General features: G+C 71.3%; 14 protein-coding genes. 7 read left to right on the top strand and 7 right to left on the bottom strand.

What is annotated here, in order from left to right; all coding sequences use genetic code 11:
• Nucleotides 1–6 precede the first annotated feature (6 nt).
• A complete protein-coding gene (locus BN3794_RS11410; protein WP_066097446.1) occupies nucleotides 7–369 on the bottom strand; it encodes a roadblock/LC7 domain-containing protein in 363 nt (120 codons plus the stop codon).
• Nucleotides 370–494: 125 nt separating this feature from the next.
• Nucleotides 495–1,250: an arginyltransferase gene (locus BN3794_RS11405; protein ID WP_066098816.1), complete on the bottom strand. Its 756-nt coding sequence runs from the start codon at nucleotides 1,248–1,250 to the stop codon at nucleotides 495–497.
• A 182-nt stretch (nucleotides 1,251–1,432) separates the two neighbouring features.
• Here BN3794_RS11405 and BN3794_RS11400 point away from each other — a divergent pair, with 182 nt between their 5' ends.
• Nucleotides 1,433–2,059: an EF-hand domain-containing protein gene (locus BN3794_RS11400; protein WP_066097445.1), complete on the top strand. Its 627-nt coding sequence runs from the start codon at nucleotides 1,433–1,435 to the stop codon at nucleotides 2,057–2,059.
• Between the two features lie 181 nt (nucleotides 2,060–2,240).
• Here the strand turns inward: BN3794_RS11400 and BN3794_RS11395 are convergent, their stop codons facing one another.
• Both BN3794_RS11395 and tesB read right to left on the bottom strand, forming a co-directional pair.
• Nucleotides 2,241–2,798 carry a pathogenicity-like protein gene (locus tag BN3794_RS11395; RefSeq protein ID WP_078059730.1) on the bottom strand — a complete coding sequence of 186 codons (558 nt, stop codon included), beginning with the start codon at nucleotides 2,796–2,798 and terminating at the stop codon, nucleotides 2,241–2,243.
• 4 nt (nucleotides 2,799–2,802) lie between these two features.
• Nucleotides 2,803–3,705, bottom strand: coding sequence for an acyl-CoA thioesterase II (gene tesB, locus BN3794_RS11390; RefSeq protein WP_066097444.1), 903 nt, complete (start codon nucleotides 3,703–3,705; stop codon nucleotides 2,803–2,805).
• A gap of 139 nt (nucleotides 3,706–3,844) precedes the next feature.
• On the opposite strand from tesB, the gene BN3794_RS11385 reads away from it, so the two are divergent.
• Complete coding sequence (locus BN3794_RS11385; RefSeq protein ID WP_147675758.1) at nucleotides 3,845–4,798, top strand: DUF1684 domain-containing protein; 954 nt, start codon at nucleotides 3,845–3,847, stop codon at nucleotides 4,796–4,798.
• Nucleotides 4,799–4,846: 48 nt separating this feature from the next.
• Here BN3794_RS11385 and BN3794_RS11380 read toward each other — a convergent pair whose 3' ends face one another.
• Together BN3794_RS11380 and uvrA are read right to left on the bottom strand one after the other, a co-directional pair.
• On the bottom strand, nucleotides 4,847–5,263 hold the full coding sequence (locus tag BN3794_RS11380) for an acyl-CoA thioesterase (protein ID WP_066097442.1): 417 nt from the start codon (nucleotides 5,261–5,263) through the stop codon (nucleotides 4,847–4,849).
• Nucleotides 5,260–8,220, bottom strand: a complete 2,961-nt coding sequence (uvrA, locus tag BN3794_RS11375) for an excinuclease ABC subunit UvrA (RefSeq protein WP_066097441.1) — start codon at nucleotides 8,218–8,220, stop codon at nucleotides 5,260–5,262. Before uvrA ends, BN3794_RS11380 begins: the two co-directional genes overlap by 4 nt.
• A 287-nt stretch (nucleotides 8,221–8,507) precedes the next feature.
• On the opposite strand from uvrA, the gene rplU reads away from it, so the two are divergent.
• The 3 genes from rplU (at nucleotide 8,508) to cgtA (ending at nucleotide 10,361) form a co-directional block, all read left to right on the top strand.
• Nucleotides 8,508–8,825: a 50S ribosomal protein L21 gene (rplU, locus tag BN3794_RS11370; protein ID WP_066097440.1), complete on the top strand. Its 318-nt coding sequence runs from the start codon at nucleotides 8,508–8,510 to the stop codon at nucleotides 8,823–8,825.
• A gap of 12 nt (nucleotides 8,826–8,837) precedes the next feature.
• Nucleotides 8,838–9,104 (top strand): 50S ribosomal protein L27, encoded by a 267-nt coding sequence (gene rpmA, locus BN3794_RS11365; protein ID WP_066097439.1) that lies wholly within the window; start codon nucleotides 8,838–8,840, stop codon nucleotides 9,102–9,104.
• A gap of 210 nt (nucleotides 9,105–9,314) precedes the next feature.
• Entirely contained in the window at nucleotides 9,315–10,361 is a 1,047-nt protein-coding gene (cgtA, locus tag BN3794_RS11360) for an Obg family GTPase CgtA (RefSeq protein ID WP_066097438.1), read from the top strand.
• Nucleotides 10,362–10,543: 182 nt separating this feature from the next.
• Here the strand turns inward: cgtA and rpsT are convergent, their stop codons facing one another.
• Entirely contained in the window at nucleotides 10,544–10,816 is a 273-nt protein-coding gene (gene rpsT / locus BN3794_RS11355) for a 30S ribosomal protein S20 (protein ID WP_066097437.1), read from the bottom strand.
• A 110-nt stretch (nucleotides 10,817–10,926) separates the two neighbouring features.
• On the opposite strand from rpsT, the gene murJ reads away from it, so the two are divergent.
• A complete protein-coding gene (gene murJ / locus BN3794_RS11350; protein ID WP_066097436.1) occupies nucleotides 10,927–12,519 on the top strand; it encodes a murein biosynthesis integral membrane protein MurJ in 1,593 nt (530 codons plus the stop codon).
• 79 nt (nucleotides 12,520–12,598) lie between these two features.
• Nucleotides 12,599–13,552: a bifunctional riboflavin kinase/FAD synthetase gene (locus tag BN3794_RS11345; protein WP_066097435.1), complete on the top strand. Its 954-nt coding sequence runs from the start codon at nucleotides 12,599–12,601 to the stop codon at nucleotides 13,550–13,552.
• Nucleotides 13,553–13,589 lie beyond the last annotated feature (37 nt).

Here is a 13,589-nt window from a genome sequence, read left to right as displayed (position 1 = left end):
ATTCCTTCAGAGGATCTTCTGCAGCGCCTGGGCGGCGCGCTTGATGTCCAGGAACACCAGGCCGAGCTTGGCGCTGGGCTTGCACAGCACGGTGAGCACGGCCTCGTTGCCGGCCGCGCTCATGATCACGTAGCCGCCCTCGCCCTGGACCAGCACGCGCTCCAGGTGGCCGCGGCCGAGTTCGCGGGCGGTGCGCTCGCCGAGCGAGAGCAGCGCGGCGGACATGGCGCCGATGCGGTCCTCGTCCATGCCCTGGGGCATCGAGGAGGCGATCATCAGGCCGTCGATGGAGATCAGGGCCGAGGCCTCGATTTCGGAAGAGGAACCGTTGAGTTCGTCCAGCGACTGCTGGAGGTCTTGGATGCGCATGGCTGGGGAATGGTCTTGCATTGCAGGTTTGCGCGGCCATTGGACCCGTCCGCCGCCGCTTCGGCCTTGATCCGGATCAAGGCCGGATTCACCCCGGGCTCATACGCGCGGAAACGCGACCTGGGTCACGCCCCGGTGGTGGCGACCTCGGCGAAATCGCGCCAGCGCTGGCCGTCGTAGGCCTCCAGCGGGCGGAAGCGGCGCTTGTAGTCCATCTTGTCGTGGCCGTCGATCCAGTAGCCCAGGTACAGGTGGCGGCGGCCGTCGCGGCGTGCCCAGGCGATCTGGGTGAGGATCGCCAGCGTGCCCAGGCCGCGGTGGGCCTGGTCCGGATCGTAGAAGGTGTACACCGCCGAGAGTGCGTCGGCGCACACGTCGGTCACCGCCACGCCGAGCAGCGGTCCCGCCTCGCCCGCGCGGCGCAGGCGCAGTTCCAGGAAGCGTCCCTGCGACCAGCTGCCGACCAGGAACCGGTCGAAGTCCTGCGCACCGTGGTCGTCCATGCCGCCGCCGGGATGGCGGCGGCGCAGGTAGCGCCGGTACAGCGCCAGGTGCTCGTCGGTACGCCAGGCCGGGACCACCCGCACGTCCACGTCGGCATTGCGCGCCAGGCAGCGGCGCTGGCTGCGGTCGGCATGGAACGTGTCCACGGGGATGCGGACCGGCACGCAGGCGCGGCAACCCGGGCAGCTGGGGCGGTAGACCAGGTCGCCGGAACGGCGGAAGCCCCAGCCCAGCGCGAGCGGATACAGCCGGCCCAGGCGCGGGTCACCCGGGTCGAGCACCAGGTCGCGCGCGGCACGCTCGGGCCAGTAGCCGCACGGGTGCAGGCCGGTGTGGAACAGCCGCAGCTCCTCGCCGTTGTCGTGGTCGCGTGCCATGGCCGGCAGCATAGCGCCGCCCCGTCGCGCCCGACGCGACTGTCTGCCGGGTGAACGGCGCCGGCCGGCGGTCAACCCGCGGCGCGGCGCGGGCGTTGATGCCGACACGTGCACGCGGCCGCGCCGCGCGCCGGGCGGGCCCCGCCGGGGCCCTCGTGTTCCCGACACCTCGGAGTGCATCCATGATCCATCGCAAGCCCCTGATCGTCCTGGCCGTGCTGGCCGCCCTGTCCGCCGCCGGCATGGCCCTGGCCGCCGATCCCGCGCCCGCCAAGACGCCGACGCAGGACGGCGCCGGCTTCTTCGCCCGCCTCGACAAGAACGGCGACGGCGTGATCGACCGCAGCGAGGCCGCCGCCGATCCGCGCCTGGCCGAGAAGTTCGACCAGCTCGACAAGAACCACGACGGCAAGCTCGAGAAGGACGAGCTGCCCCATCCGCGCTGGCACCGGCGCGGCGGTGCGGCCGGTCCCGGCGGGCATGGCCCGCTGGCGCGCCTGGACACGGACAAGGACGGGCGCATCAGCAAGGCCGAGGCCCAGGCCGATCCCCGCTTCGCCGCGCGTTTCGACAAGCTGGACGTCAACAAGGACGGCTACGTGGACAAGGCCGATTTCCAGGCCCGCTTCCAGCAGGCGCGCGATGCCTGGTTCGCCAAGGCCGACACCAACCACGACGGCATGCTGAGCAAGGCCGAGTTCGACGCCGCCAAGGGCCCGTTCGGCGCGCACCCGCGGCCGCCGATGCACCCTGGCAAGCCGGGCCCGGGCAAGGCCGCACCGGCACCGGCACCGACCGGCACGAACTGAGTTCCTCCCACAGTCTGGGACAGGGCTCGCGCCTGCTGCGCGGGCCTTTTTGTTGCGCGTTTGTCGTGCGACTCCTGGTGCGGAACGCTCGCGCCAACGCCAACGCCAACGCGGGCGCTGCAGCGGGATAAAGGTTGCAAGGCCGGGGCAGCGCGGCACGGCGCGCGGCCCGGCGCCGGTCTCAGCGCCGCGGTGCCGTATCCGGGGAGGAAGGAGCCGCCGGGGGCTTGGCCGGCACCGGGGCCGGCTGCGCGTCCGGCGCGGCGATGCGCACCCGGACCTCGTCCTCCTCGGGCGTCGCCGGGGGCGTCGCCGGCGGCCGCGGCGCGGGCGGCGGCGCATTGCGCGCGGCGCGGTGGCCGATGGCGATCAGCACCGCCACCGCGGCGATCACCAGCAGCAGCACGATGCGGATGCGCCAGGCCCAGGAGGCCTTCGTGGCGGTCTCGCCGGCCGGCTGCGCGAAGGCGTAGTGCAGCTGCGGCTGGTCGCGGCGGGTGGTGTCGATCAGGCGGTGCTCGCGCAGGATCTCGCGGGCCCGGGTCTGGTCGTCGGCGCGGACCACCCACACCGCCGGCTGGGTCTTGGGATCGACAGGATCGAGATAGCTGAACTGGCCGCTGCGCTTGCCGTGGTAGGAGCGCCCGTTGCTCACGTGCACCTCGATGCCGGCCTCGCGCAGCAGCTCGGCCACGCCTTCCACGGTTTCCACGCGCTGGCTGCTGAAGACCTGGCGCACGGCGTCAGTCCCGGGCCGGCACGGCGGCAGCGCTGTGGCCGTCGTCGCGCACCACGCGGATCAGCCCTTCCTGCACGGTACTGGCCACCAGCACGCCGTCGCGGGTGAAGAACTGGCCCCGGGCCAGGCCGCGCGACCCCTGCGCGGTGGGGCTGTCCAGCGAGTACAGCAGCCAGTCGTCCAGGCGGAACGGGCGGTGGAACCACAGGGCATGGTCCAGCGAGGCCATCTGCACGTTGGGCATGTAGTAGCTGATGCCGTGCGGGAAGGTGGCGGTGCCGAGCAGGTGGAAGTCGGAGGTATAGGCCAGCAGCGCCTGGTTCAGGCGCGGGTCGTCGCCGACCGACTCGTTCAGCCGCACCCACAGCTGGTGCGCCGGCGGGCGCTTCTGCGGGTGCAGCTCGTCGCGCGGGTGCACGTGGCGGAACTCCAGCGGGCCGCCGCGCTGCAGCCAGCGCCGCACCTTCTCCGGCAGGCGTTCCAGCACGTCCGGGGCGACCGGCGGGGTCGGCGGCAGGTCCTCGGGCATCGGCACCGGCGGCATCGCCGCCTGGTGCTCGGCGCCTTCCTCCATGTCCTGGAAGGAGGCGGCGCAGAAGAAGATCACCTTGCCGTGCTGGATCGCGGTGACCCGGCGCACCGAGAAGCTGCCGCCGTTGCGGGTGCGGTCCACGCTGTAGACGATCGGCGCCTCGATGTCGCCGGCGCGCAGGAAGTAGGCGTGCAGCGAGTGGGCCAGGCGGCCGTTGTCCACGGTGGCCTGCGCGGCCGCCAGCGCCTGGCCCAGCACCTGGCCGCCGAACACGTACTTGGTGCCGATGTCGCGGCTCTGGCCGCGGAACAGGTCGTCCTCCAGCCGTTCCAGGGTGAGCAGGTCGATCAGGTCCGGGGCCGTGGCGGTGGGCATGGCGGGCAAGGGGCTGGCCTGGGTGCGGGGAAGGAGACGAAATTATAGCGGCGCGGCGGCGCGTGCCCGGAGGCGGTTCATGCCGGCGCCTGCTTCGTCTAAGGTGGTGATCCCCCACCGGCATGGCGCCCCGGCCTGCATGAAGAATCCCGTCCTGTTGTGCTGCAGTGTCCTCGCGTTGCTGGCCGGCGCCTGCTCGCGTGTCCCGGAGGCGCCGGCCGTCATGGCCGCCGTGCCCTCCGCCGCCCAGGCGCAGACCGCGCCCGATCCGGCCTACCTGGCCGGCGTCGAGCAATGGCGGCGCGACCGCGCCCGCGAGCTGCGTGATCCGGACGGCTGGCTGAGCTTCGCCGGCTCGGGCCCGGTGGACGCCGGGAGCCAGGCGGTGGGCAGCGCCGCCGACAACGCCATCGTGGTGCCGGGCGGGCCGGCGCACTGGGGCACGCTGGAACTGGGCGGCAACGGCCGCCTGCGCTTCCACGCCGCGCCGGCGGCCGGGCTGCTGATCGACGGCAAGCCGTTCGCCACGGCGGTGCTCCGGACCCAGCTCGAGGCGCACGGGCCGACCCGGGTGCAGGCCGGCGAGCTGGGCTTCTACGTGGTGCGCACCGGCGAGGTGTACGGCTGGCGGCTGCGCGATCCGCATGCCGCGGCGCTGCAGGCCTTCAAGGGCGTGCCGCATTTCCCGGTCGATCCGTCCTGGCGCATCCAGGCGCAGTGGGAGCCGTTCGCCGAGCCGCGCACGGTCGAGCTGGTCACCAGCAACGGCACCTTCGCGCCGGCGCAGGTGCCCGGCCAGGCCAGCTTCGAGCGCGGCGGCCGCCGCTACACGCTGCTGCCGGTCACCGAGGAGGGCGAGGACACGCTGTTCTTCATCATCGCCGACCGCACCAGCGGCAAGCAGACCTATGGCGGCGGCCGTTTCCTGTATGTGCCTGCGCCGCACGACGGCATCGTCGAGCTGGACTTCAACAAGGCGCAGAACCCGCCGTGCGCGCTCAACGGCCACGTGGTGTGCCCGACCGCGCCGCCGGAGAACCGGCTCGACCTGCGCATCACCGCCGGCGAGAGGACCTACCCGTTGCCGCACTGAGGCGGCGGGCTCCCTGCCGGCGCATGGCGGCAGGGCCGCCGCCGCGGCTCAGGCGCAGAGCGCGCGCACCTGCTCGGGCAGCGGCGCGCTCTTGCCGCTGCGGGTGTCCATCCATGCGACCACGACGTTGCCGTCCGAGTACAGCACCGACGGGTCCTTCTGGTCGACGATGTGGTGGCCGATGGTGATCGAGCTGTTGCCCAGGCGCTCCACGAACAGCTCCACCACCACGTCGTCGGGCCACACGATCGGGCGCCGGTAGTTGACGTTGGTGTTGACCACCACCGGCAGCACCGGCCCCTTCATGTCCAGGCCGGGGATGCCGGCCAGCCAGCGCACGCGCGCCTCTTCCAGGTAGGAGACGTACTTGGCGTTGTTGACATGGCCGAAGCTGTCCATGTCGCGCCAGCGCACGCTGATCGGCACGCGCGCCAGGACCTTCGGGGCAGGGACGGAATCGCTCATTCGGAAGCCTTCTTCTTCTTGGTGGAGGGGGCGGCCTTCTTCGCCGCCGCGCGCCGTGGCGGGCGCGCGTCCGGCTTGTGCGCGGTGGCGGCCGGCGCACCCGGGCGTGCCGCCACCGAGGGCAGCATCCGCGCCAGGAACCGGCCGGTATAGCTGTGCGGGTCGGCGGCCACGTCCTCGGGCGTGCCCGCGACCAGGATGGTACCGCCGCGATGGCCGCCCTCCGGTCCCAGGTCGACCACCCAGTCCGCGGTCTTGATCACGTCCAGGTTGTGCTCGATCACCACCACGGTGTTGCCCTCGTCGCGCAGCTTGTGCAGCACCACCAACAGCTGCTCGATATCGTGGAAGTGCAGGCCGGTGGTCGGCTCGTCGAGGATGTACAGGGTGCGGCCGGTATCGCGCCGCGACAGCTCCTTGGCCAGCTTGACGCGCTGCGCCTCGCCGCCGGACAGGGTGGTCGCGCTCTGGCCGAGCTTGACGTAGGACAGGCCCACGTCCACCAGCGTCTCCAGCTTGCGGGCCAGGGCCGGGACCGGCTCGAACAGCTTGAGCGCGTCCTCCACGGTCATCTCCAGCACGTCGTTGATGTTGTAGCCCTTGTAGAGGATCTCCAGCGTCTCGCGGTTGTAGCGCTTGCCGTGGCACACGTCGCAGGGCACGTACACGTCCGGCAGGAAGTGCATCTCCACCTTGATCAGGCCATCGCCCTGGCAGGCCTCGCAGCGCCCGCCGCGCACGTTGAAGGAGAAGCGGCCCGGCGAATAGCCGCGCGCGCGCGCCTCCGGCACCTGCGCGAACAGCTCGCGCAGCGGGGTGAACAGGCCGGTGTAGGTGGCCGGGTTGGAACGCGGGGTGCGCCCGATCGGCGACTGGTCGATGTTGACCACCTTGTCGAACAGGTCCAGGCCCTCGACCTCGCGGTACGGCGCCACCGGGTGCGAGGCGCCGTTGATCTCGTTGGCGGCCAGCGCGAACAGGGTGTCGTTGACCAGGGTCGACTTGCCCGAGCCGGACACGCCGGTGACGCAGGTCATCAGCCCGGCCGGGACGTCCAGGTCGACGTTCTTGAGGTTGTTGCCGCTGGCGCCGCGCAGGTGCAGGGTCATCTTCGGGTTGGGCTTGTGGCGCACCCGCGGAATCTCGATCCGGCGCTTGCCCGACAGGTACTGGCCGGTGAGCGAGCGCGGCGACGCCAGGATGTCCTGCAGCGTGCCCTGGCCGACAATCTCGCCGCCGTGCACGCCGGCGCCGGGGCCGATGTCGAGCACATGGTCGGCCAGGCGGATGGCGTCCTCGTCGTGCTCGACCACGATCACCGTGTTGCCCAGGTCGCGCAGGCGGGTGAGCGTGGCCAGCAGGCGGTCGTTGTCGCGCTGGTGCAGGCCGATGGACGGCTCGTCGAGCACGTACATCACCCCGACCAGGCCGGCGCCGATCTGGCTGGCCAGGCGGATGCGCTGGGCCTCGCCGCCGGACAGGGTGTCGGCCTTGCGCTCCAGGGTGATGTAGTCCAGGCCCACGTCCACGAGGAAGCCCAGCCGCTCGGCGATCTCCTTGACGATCTTGGCGGCGATCTCGCCGCGCCAGCCCGGCAGCTCCAGGCCCTTGAAGAAGGCCAGCGCCTCGTCCACCGGCAGCACCACCAGCTCGGGCAGCGGCCGGTCGGCGACGAACACGTTGCGCGCGGCGCGGTTCAGGCGCGCGCCGTGGCATTCCGGGCACGGCCGCTCGGAGATGTACTTGGCCAGCTCGTCGCGCACCGCCGGCGACTCGGTCTCGCGATAGCGGCGCTCCAGGTTGGGGATCACGCCCTCGAAGCGGTGCTTGCGCTGGGTGCGCCCGCCGGCCTCGGTGAAGTAGGTGAAGGTGATCGCCTCCTCGCCGCTGCCGTACAGCACCGCCTGGCGCACCGTCTCGGGCAGCGCGTTCCACGGCGTGTCCACGTCGAACCTGTAGTGCCGGGCCAGCGAGGCGATCAGCTGGAAGTAGTAGGCGTTGCGCCGGTCCCAGCCGCGCACCGCGCCGGCGGCCAGCGACAGCTCCGGGTGCACCACCACCTTGGCCGGGTCGAAGAACTCGGCCATGCCCAGGCCGTCGCAGGCCGGGCAGGCGCCGCTGGGGGCGTTGAAGGAGAACAGGCGCGGCTCCAGCTCGGGCAGCGAGTAGTCGCACACCGGGCAGGAGTACTTGGAGGAGAACAGCAGCGGCGCGTCGGCGGCGCCGTCCTGGCCGTCGTCCAGCGAGCGCACCGAGGCCATGCCGTCGCCGAGCTTGAGCGCGGTCTCGAAGCTCTCGGCCAGGCGCTGCTTGATGTCCTCGCGCGGGCGGAAGCGGTCGATCACCGCCTCGATGGTGTGCTTCTGGCGCAGCGCCAGCGCCGGCACCGCGTCGATCTCGTACAGCTGCCCGTCCACGCGCACGCGCACGAAGCCCTGCGCGCGCAGCTGCTCGAACACCTGGGCGTGCTCGCCCTTGCGCTCGCGGATCACCGGCGCCAGCAGCATCCAGCGCTTGTCCGGGTCCAGCGCCAGCACCTGGTCCACCATCTGGCTGACGGTCTGCGCCTCCAGCGGGTAGCCGTGGTCGGGGCAGCGCGGCTGGCCCACGCGCGCGTACAGCAGGCGCAGGTAGTCGTAGATCTCGGTGATGGTGCCGACCGTGGAGCGCGGGTTGTGCGAGGTCGACTTCTGCTCGATCGAGATCGCCGGTGACAGACCCTCGATGTGGTCCACGTCCGGCTTCTCCATCACGCTGAGGAACTGCCGCGCGTAGGCCGACAGCGACTCGACGTAGCGGCGCTGGCCTTCGGCATAGATCGTGTCGAACGCCAGCGACGACTTGCCCGAGCCGGACAGGCCGGTGATCACGATCAGCTTGTCGCGCGGCAGGTCGAGGTCGAGGTTCTTGAGGTTGTGCGTCCGCGCGCCGCGGATGCGGATGGTGTCCATCGCCATGGGGAGGGATCCGGATTTCGGGCCGGCGGACGCAGCCGCCGGCGTGGGGACTCGGGCAGCGGGAAACGGCAATCGGCCAGCCTAACCGCCATGCCCGGACCTGTCATCTGGCAGGCTGTCCGCACAGATGGGGACGGCGGCGGCGATTGCCAGCGCGCCGTGGGCCGGCGTTCAGCCCCGCCGGCCCGGCGGTTTGACCCTAAGCGACTGATGCGGATACAATTCCGCTCCTGTCCGCCGCGACCGGCCGGGCAGCGACCACAATAACTACAGAGGAATGCCTGGTCATGTACGCAGTTCTGGTAACCGGCGGTAAGCAATACCGCGTGGCGCAGGGCGAAACGCTCCGCGTCGAGAAGCTCGAGGCCGAAGCCGGCACCGAGGTCACCTTCGACAACATCCTGCTGCTGGGCGACAGCGACGGAATCAAGCTCGGCGATGCCCTCAAGGGCGCCAGCGTCACCGCCAAGGTCGTGGCCCAGGGCCGCGCCGACAAGGTGCGCATCATCAAGTTCCGCCGCCGCAAGCACCACATGAAGCACCAGGGCCACCGGCAGTACTACACCGAAATCGAGATCACCGGCATTGCCGGTGGCAGCAAGTAAGGAGAAGCAGTCATGGCACACAAGAAGGGCGTAGGTTCCTCGCGCAACGGCCGCGACTCCAACCCGAAGTACCTGGGCGTGAAGGTCTATGGCGGCCAGAGCATCCAGGCCGGCAACATCATCATCCGCCAGCGCGGCACCCAGTTCCATCCGGGCGCCGGCGTGGGCCTGGGCCGCGACCATACGCTGTTCGCGCTGGTCGACGGCAAGGTGGAGTTCGCCACCAAGGGCCCGCAAAAGCGCCGTACCGTCAGCGTGGTGTCGGCCGAGCAGGCCTGACCCATCGACGGGCCGCCCACGGGCGGCCGCGGCGAGGAGAGCCCCGCTTCGGCGGGGCTTTTCGTTGGCACGCCCGGGAGCGCGGCGGTGGCCCGGCCGCACCGGTCGGGCGCGTTGCACGCGAGCGCCGCCGCGGGCCGATAGACTTCCCGTTTCGTGCCGCCCCGCATTCCCGGCCTTCCTTCCGATTCCCCATTACCGGCTCCCCTCATGAAACTCGTAGACGAAGCTGAAATCGAGGTGATCGCCGGCAACGGCGGCAACGGCTGCGTCGGCTTCCGGCGCGAGAAGTTCATCCCGCTCGGCGGCCCGGACGGCGGCGACGGCGGCGACGGCGGCAGCGTGTGGCTGCAGGCCGACGAGAACCTCAACACCCTGGTCGATTTCCGCCACGAGCGCATCTACAGGGCGCAGCGCGGCCAGAACGGCATGGGCCGGCAGATGTACGGCCGCGCCGGCGAGGACCGGGTGATCACCGTGCCGGTCGGCACCGTGGTGACCAATGTCGATACCGACGAGGTGATCGGCGACCTGGTCCGCCACGGCGATCGCCTGCTGGTGGCGCGGGGCGGCAAGGGCGGCCTGGGCAACATGCACTTCAAGAGCTCGATCAACCGCGCGCCGCGCCAGGCCACGCCGGGCGAGGAGGGCGAGGAGCGCACGCTCAAGCTGGAACTCAAGTTGCTGGCCGACGTCGGCCTGCTGGGCTTCCCCAATGCCGGCAAGAGCACCTTCATCCGCGCGGTGTCGGCGGCCACGCCGAAGGTGGCCGACTACCCGTTCACCACGCTGTATCCGAACCTGGGCGTGGTCAGCGTCGAGCCGCACCGCAGCTTCGTCATCGCCGACATCCCCGGCCTGATCGAGGGCGCGGCCGAGGGCGCGGGCCTGGGCGCGCAGTTCCTGCGCCACCTGCAGCGCACCCGCCTGCTGCTGCACCTGGTGGACATCTCGCCGATGGAAGGCGGGGTCGAGGGCGTCTCGCCGGTCGACCAGGTGCGCGCGATCGAGCGCGAGCTGGAGCGGCACGATCCCGAGCTGCTGGCCAAGCCGCGCTGGCTGGTGCTCAACAAGGCCGACCTGATGTTCGAGGACGAGGCGCGCCAGGCCGCCGAGGCGATCATCGCCGAGCTGGGCTGGACGGCGCCGTGGTACCTGGTGTCGGCGCTGGGCCGCGAGGGCACCTGGCCGATCATGAAGGACGTGATGGCCTTCTTCGACCGCCAGCGCGAGGACGCGGAGGAGCGGGACGCGTGAGCGTAGCCGCCGGGACGAGGGAGGGCGGCGTGCCCGGGCTGCGTCGCGGCTTCCGCGGCGGGCGGGCGTGCCCGGCATGCGCGCGGCGCGCGGTCGCCGCGCGGCCGCGGGCAACAAAAAACCCGGCCGCAGCCGGGTTCTTTCGCACTGCCGGCGGCCGGGCCGCCGGAGGCATCGCCGGATCAGGCGGCGCTCTTGAGCGCCTTGATGCGGGCGGTCAGGCGGCTCTTGTGGCGGGCAGCCTTGTTCTTGTGGATCAGGCCGCGGGCGCTGAAGCGGTCCAGGATCGGCTGGGCGACGGCGAAGGCGGCTTCGGCGCCGGCGGCATCGCTGGCGTCCAGGGCCTTGATCACTTTCTTGACGGCGGTGCGCAGCATCGAACGCTGAGCCGTGTTGCGCGCGTTGCGCACGACGGTCTGCTTGGCGCGCTTCTTGGCGGACTTGATGTTGGCCACGGTGGCGTATTCCTGAAAAACGAGGGTGGGAAAAACAAGCGCGAAATTATGATGGTTCCCGAAAGTCACGTCAAGCGAATTGTCAAGGGGGCGCGGTGAGTTCCTCGCGCATGTTCAGGGGGCTGCTCTCGTTCAGCAGCATGACCATGGTCTCGCGCGTGCTGGGCCTGGTGCGCGACCAGGTGATCTCCACCCATTTCGGCGCCAATGCGGTCACCGATGCGTTCTGGGTGGCGTTCCGCGTGCCCAACTTCCTGCGCCGGCTGTTCGCGGAGGGCTCGTTCGCCACCGCCTTCGTCCCCGTGTTCACGGAGGTGAAGGAGACCCGCCCGCACGCCGAGCTGCGTGCGCTGATGTCGCGGGTGTCCGGCACCCTGGGCGGGGCCCTGCTGGTGGTGACCGCGGTGTGCCTGCTGTTCGCCCCGCAGCTGGCGTGGCTGTTCGGTTCGGGCGTGGCCAGCGATCCGGAGAAGCAGGGGCTGCTGGTGGCGCTGTTCCGGCTGACCTTCCCGTTCCTGCTGTTCGTGTCGCTGACCGCGCTGGCCGGCGGCGCGCTCAACAGCTTCCAGAAGTTCGCGATGCCGGCGCTGACCCCGGTGATCCTCAACCTGTGCATGATCGCCGGCGCGCTGTGGCTGGCCCCGCGCCTGCAGGTGCCGATCCTGGCGCTGGGCTGGTCGGTGCTGGTGGCCGGCGTGCTGCAGCTGCTGTTCCAGCTGCCGGCGCTGCGGGGCATCGATCTGCTGACCCTGCCGCGCTGGGGCTGGCGCCATCCCGGCGTGCGCAAGGTGCTGACGCTGATGGTGCCGACCCTGTTCGGCTCGTCGGTGGCGCAGATCAACCTGCTGCTGGACACGGTGATCGCCGCGCGCCTGAGCGACGGCTCGCAGTCCTGGCTGTCGCTGGCCGACCGGTTCCTGGAGCTGCCGCTGGGCGTGTTCGGGGTGGCGCTGGGCACGGTGATCCTGCCGACCCTGACCCGCCACCACGTCAAGACCGATCGCCTGGCGTTCTCCGACGCGCTGGACTGGGGCCTGCGCACCACCTTGCTGATCGCGGTGCCGGCCATGTTCGGCCTGCTGCTGCTGGCCGAACCGCTGATCGCCACCTTCTTCCAGTACCGCCAGTTCACCGCCTTCGACACGCGCATGACCGCGCTGTCGGTGTACGGGCTGAGCTTCGGCCTGCCGGCCTACGCACTGCTCAAGGTGGTGCTGCCGGCGTTCTATTCGCGCCAGGACACCAAGACCCCGGTGCGCGCGGGCGTCACCGCGCTGGTGGCCAACATGGTGCTCAACTTCGTGTTCCTGGCGTTGCTCTACCGGCTGATGGTCCCCGAGGCGCTGCGTGCCAGGGGCGTGATGGTGGCGCTGGGCACCCAGCCCGGCCTGCACCTGGCGCTGGGCATCGCCAGCGCACTGTCCAGCTACCTCAACCTGGGCCTGCTGTGGCTGTGGCTGCGCCGCGACGGGGTGTACCACGGCGGCGCCGGCTGGGGCCGCTACCTGGTGCGGCTGGGCCTGGCGTGCGCGGCGATGGTGGCGGTGCTGCTGGCGGTGCGCCTGTGGCTGCCGCCGTTCACGGCCATGGCCAAGTGGGACCGCGCCGGCTGGCTGGCCGTGCTGGTGTGCGGCGGCGGCGCCACCTACGTGGCGGCGATGCTGGCGCTGGGCTTCCGTCCGCGCGAGCTGCGCGGACGTTGAGCGGCATGGCCCGGCTATACTTGCCGTTCACCTATCGCGAAGAGGGCCGGCCTCGGCGGGCCGGATCCGGTTTTCCTGAATGAGCAGGCTGTTTCGAGACGTTGACGGCGGGGTCCTGTATCCCCGCGGGAGCGTGGTCTGCATCGGCGCCTTCGACGGCCTGCACCTGGGTCATCGCGCGCTGGTGCGCCATGCCGAGTCCCGCGCCCGTGCGCTCGGCGTGCCGGCGGTGGCGGTCAGCTTCGAGCCCTTGCCGCGCGAGTTCTTCGCCCACGGCAACCCGCCGCCGCGGCTGACGCTGCCGCGCGGCAAGGTGCAGGGCCTGGCCGGCCTGGGCGTGGACGGCATCGGCCTGCTGCGCTTCGACGCGCGCATGGCGGCGATGGATGCGGAGGCGTTCGTGCGGCGCCTGCTCGCCGGGCGCCTGCGTGCGCGCGAGGTCTGGATCGGCCCGGAATTCCGCTTCGGCCATCGCCGCGGCGGCGACCTGGCGCTGTTGCAGTCCCTGGGCGCCGAGCTGGGCTTTTCCGCCGGCGAGATCGAGCCGGTGCGCCTGCATGGCGAACGCGTGTCCAGCACCCGCATCCGCGAACTGCTGATGGCCGGTCGCTTCGCCCATGCCGGCGAGCTGCTGGGGCATCCGTACGCGATCGGCGGCCGCGTGGTGCGCGGCCAGCAGCTCGGCCGCACCCTCGGGTTCCCGACCGCCAACCTGCGTTTTCCCAAGGTGCCGGCCCTGTCCGGGATCTATGCCACCTGGGTGCACGGCGTGGCCGGGCATCCGTGGCCGTCGGTGTCCAGCTTCGGCACCCGGCCGACCGTGGCCGGCCGCGAGCCGCTGCTGGAGGCGCACCTGTTCGATTTCCACGGCGACCTGTACGGGCGCCACATCCGGGTCGAATTCGTCGCCAAGCTGCGCGACGAGGAGAAGTTCGATGGCCTGGAAGCGCTGACCGCGCAGATGCACCGCGATGCCGTGCGCGCCCGCGCCGCCTTGCAGGCCGGCGCCGCCGTCGAGGCGGCCACCCCATGAACGTCCGCGCGCCCGTCGCGGCCTCCCCCGAAACTGC

It is taken from the genome of Xanthomonas massiliensis (assembly GCF_900018785.1).
Classification (GTDB): domain Bacteria; phylum Pseudomonadota; class Gammaproteobacteria; order Xanthomonadales; family Xanthomonadaceae; genus Xanthomonas_B; species Xanthomonas_B massiliensis.
The sequence above is the reverse complement of the archived record's forward strand: the minus strand, read 5'-3'. Positions and strand labels throughout refer to the sequence as shown.

Excerpts from the sequence above, each read along its gene's own strand:
- BN3794_RS11410 (WP_066097446.1), bottom strand. The coding sequence starts at position 369 with ATGCGCATCCAAGACCTCCAGCAGTCGCTGGACGAACTCAACGGTTCC.
- BN3794_RS11405 (WP_066098816.1), bottom strand. The coding sequence starts at position 1,250 with ATGGCACGCGACCACGACAACGGCGAGGAGCTGCGGCTGTTCCACACC.
- BN3794_RS11400 (WP_066097445.1), top strand. The coding sequence starts at position 1,433 with ATGATCCATCGCAAGCCCCTGATCGTCCTGGCCGTGCTGGCCGCCCTG.
- tesB (WP_066097444.1), bottom strand. The coding sequence starts at position 3,705 with ATGCCCACCGCCACGGCCCCGGACCTGATCGACCTGCTCACCCTGGAA.
- BN3794_RS11385 (WP_147675758.1), top strand. The coding sequence starts at position 3,845 with ATGAAGAATCCCGTCCTGTTGTGCTGCAGTGTCCTCGCGTTGCTGGCC.
- BN3794_RS11380 (WP_066097442.1), bottom strand. The coding sequence starts at position 5,263 with ATGAGCGATTCCGTCCCTGCCCCGAAGGTCCTGGCGCGCGTGCCGATC.
- uvrA (WP_066097441.1), bottom strand. The coding sequence starts at position 8,220 with ATGGCGATGGACACCATCCGCATCCGCGGCGCGCGGACGCACAACCTC.
- rplU (WP_066097440.1), top strand. The coding sequence starts at position 8,508 with ATGTACGCAGTTCTGGTAACCGGCGGTAAGCAATACCGCGTGGCGCAG.
- rpmA (WP_066097439.1), top strand. The coding sequence starts at position 8,838 with ATGGCACACAAGAAGGGCGTAGGTTCCTCGCGCAACGGCCGCGACTCC.
- cgtA (WP_066097438.1), top strand. The coding sequence starts at position 9,315 with ATGAAACTCGTAGACGAAGCTGAAATCGAGGTGATCGCCGGCAACGGC.
- murJ (WP_066097436.1), top strand. The coding sequence starts at position 10,927 with ATGTTCAGGGGGCTGCTCTCGTTCAGCAGCATGACCATGGTCTCGCGC.
- BN3794_RS11345 (WP_066097435.1), top strand. The coding sequence starts at position 12,599 with ATGAGCAGGCTGTTTCGAGACGTTGACGGCGGGGTCCTGTATCCCCGC.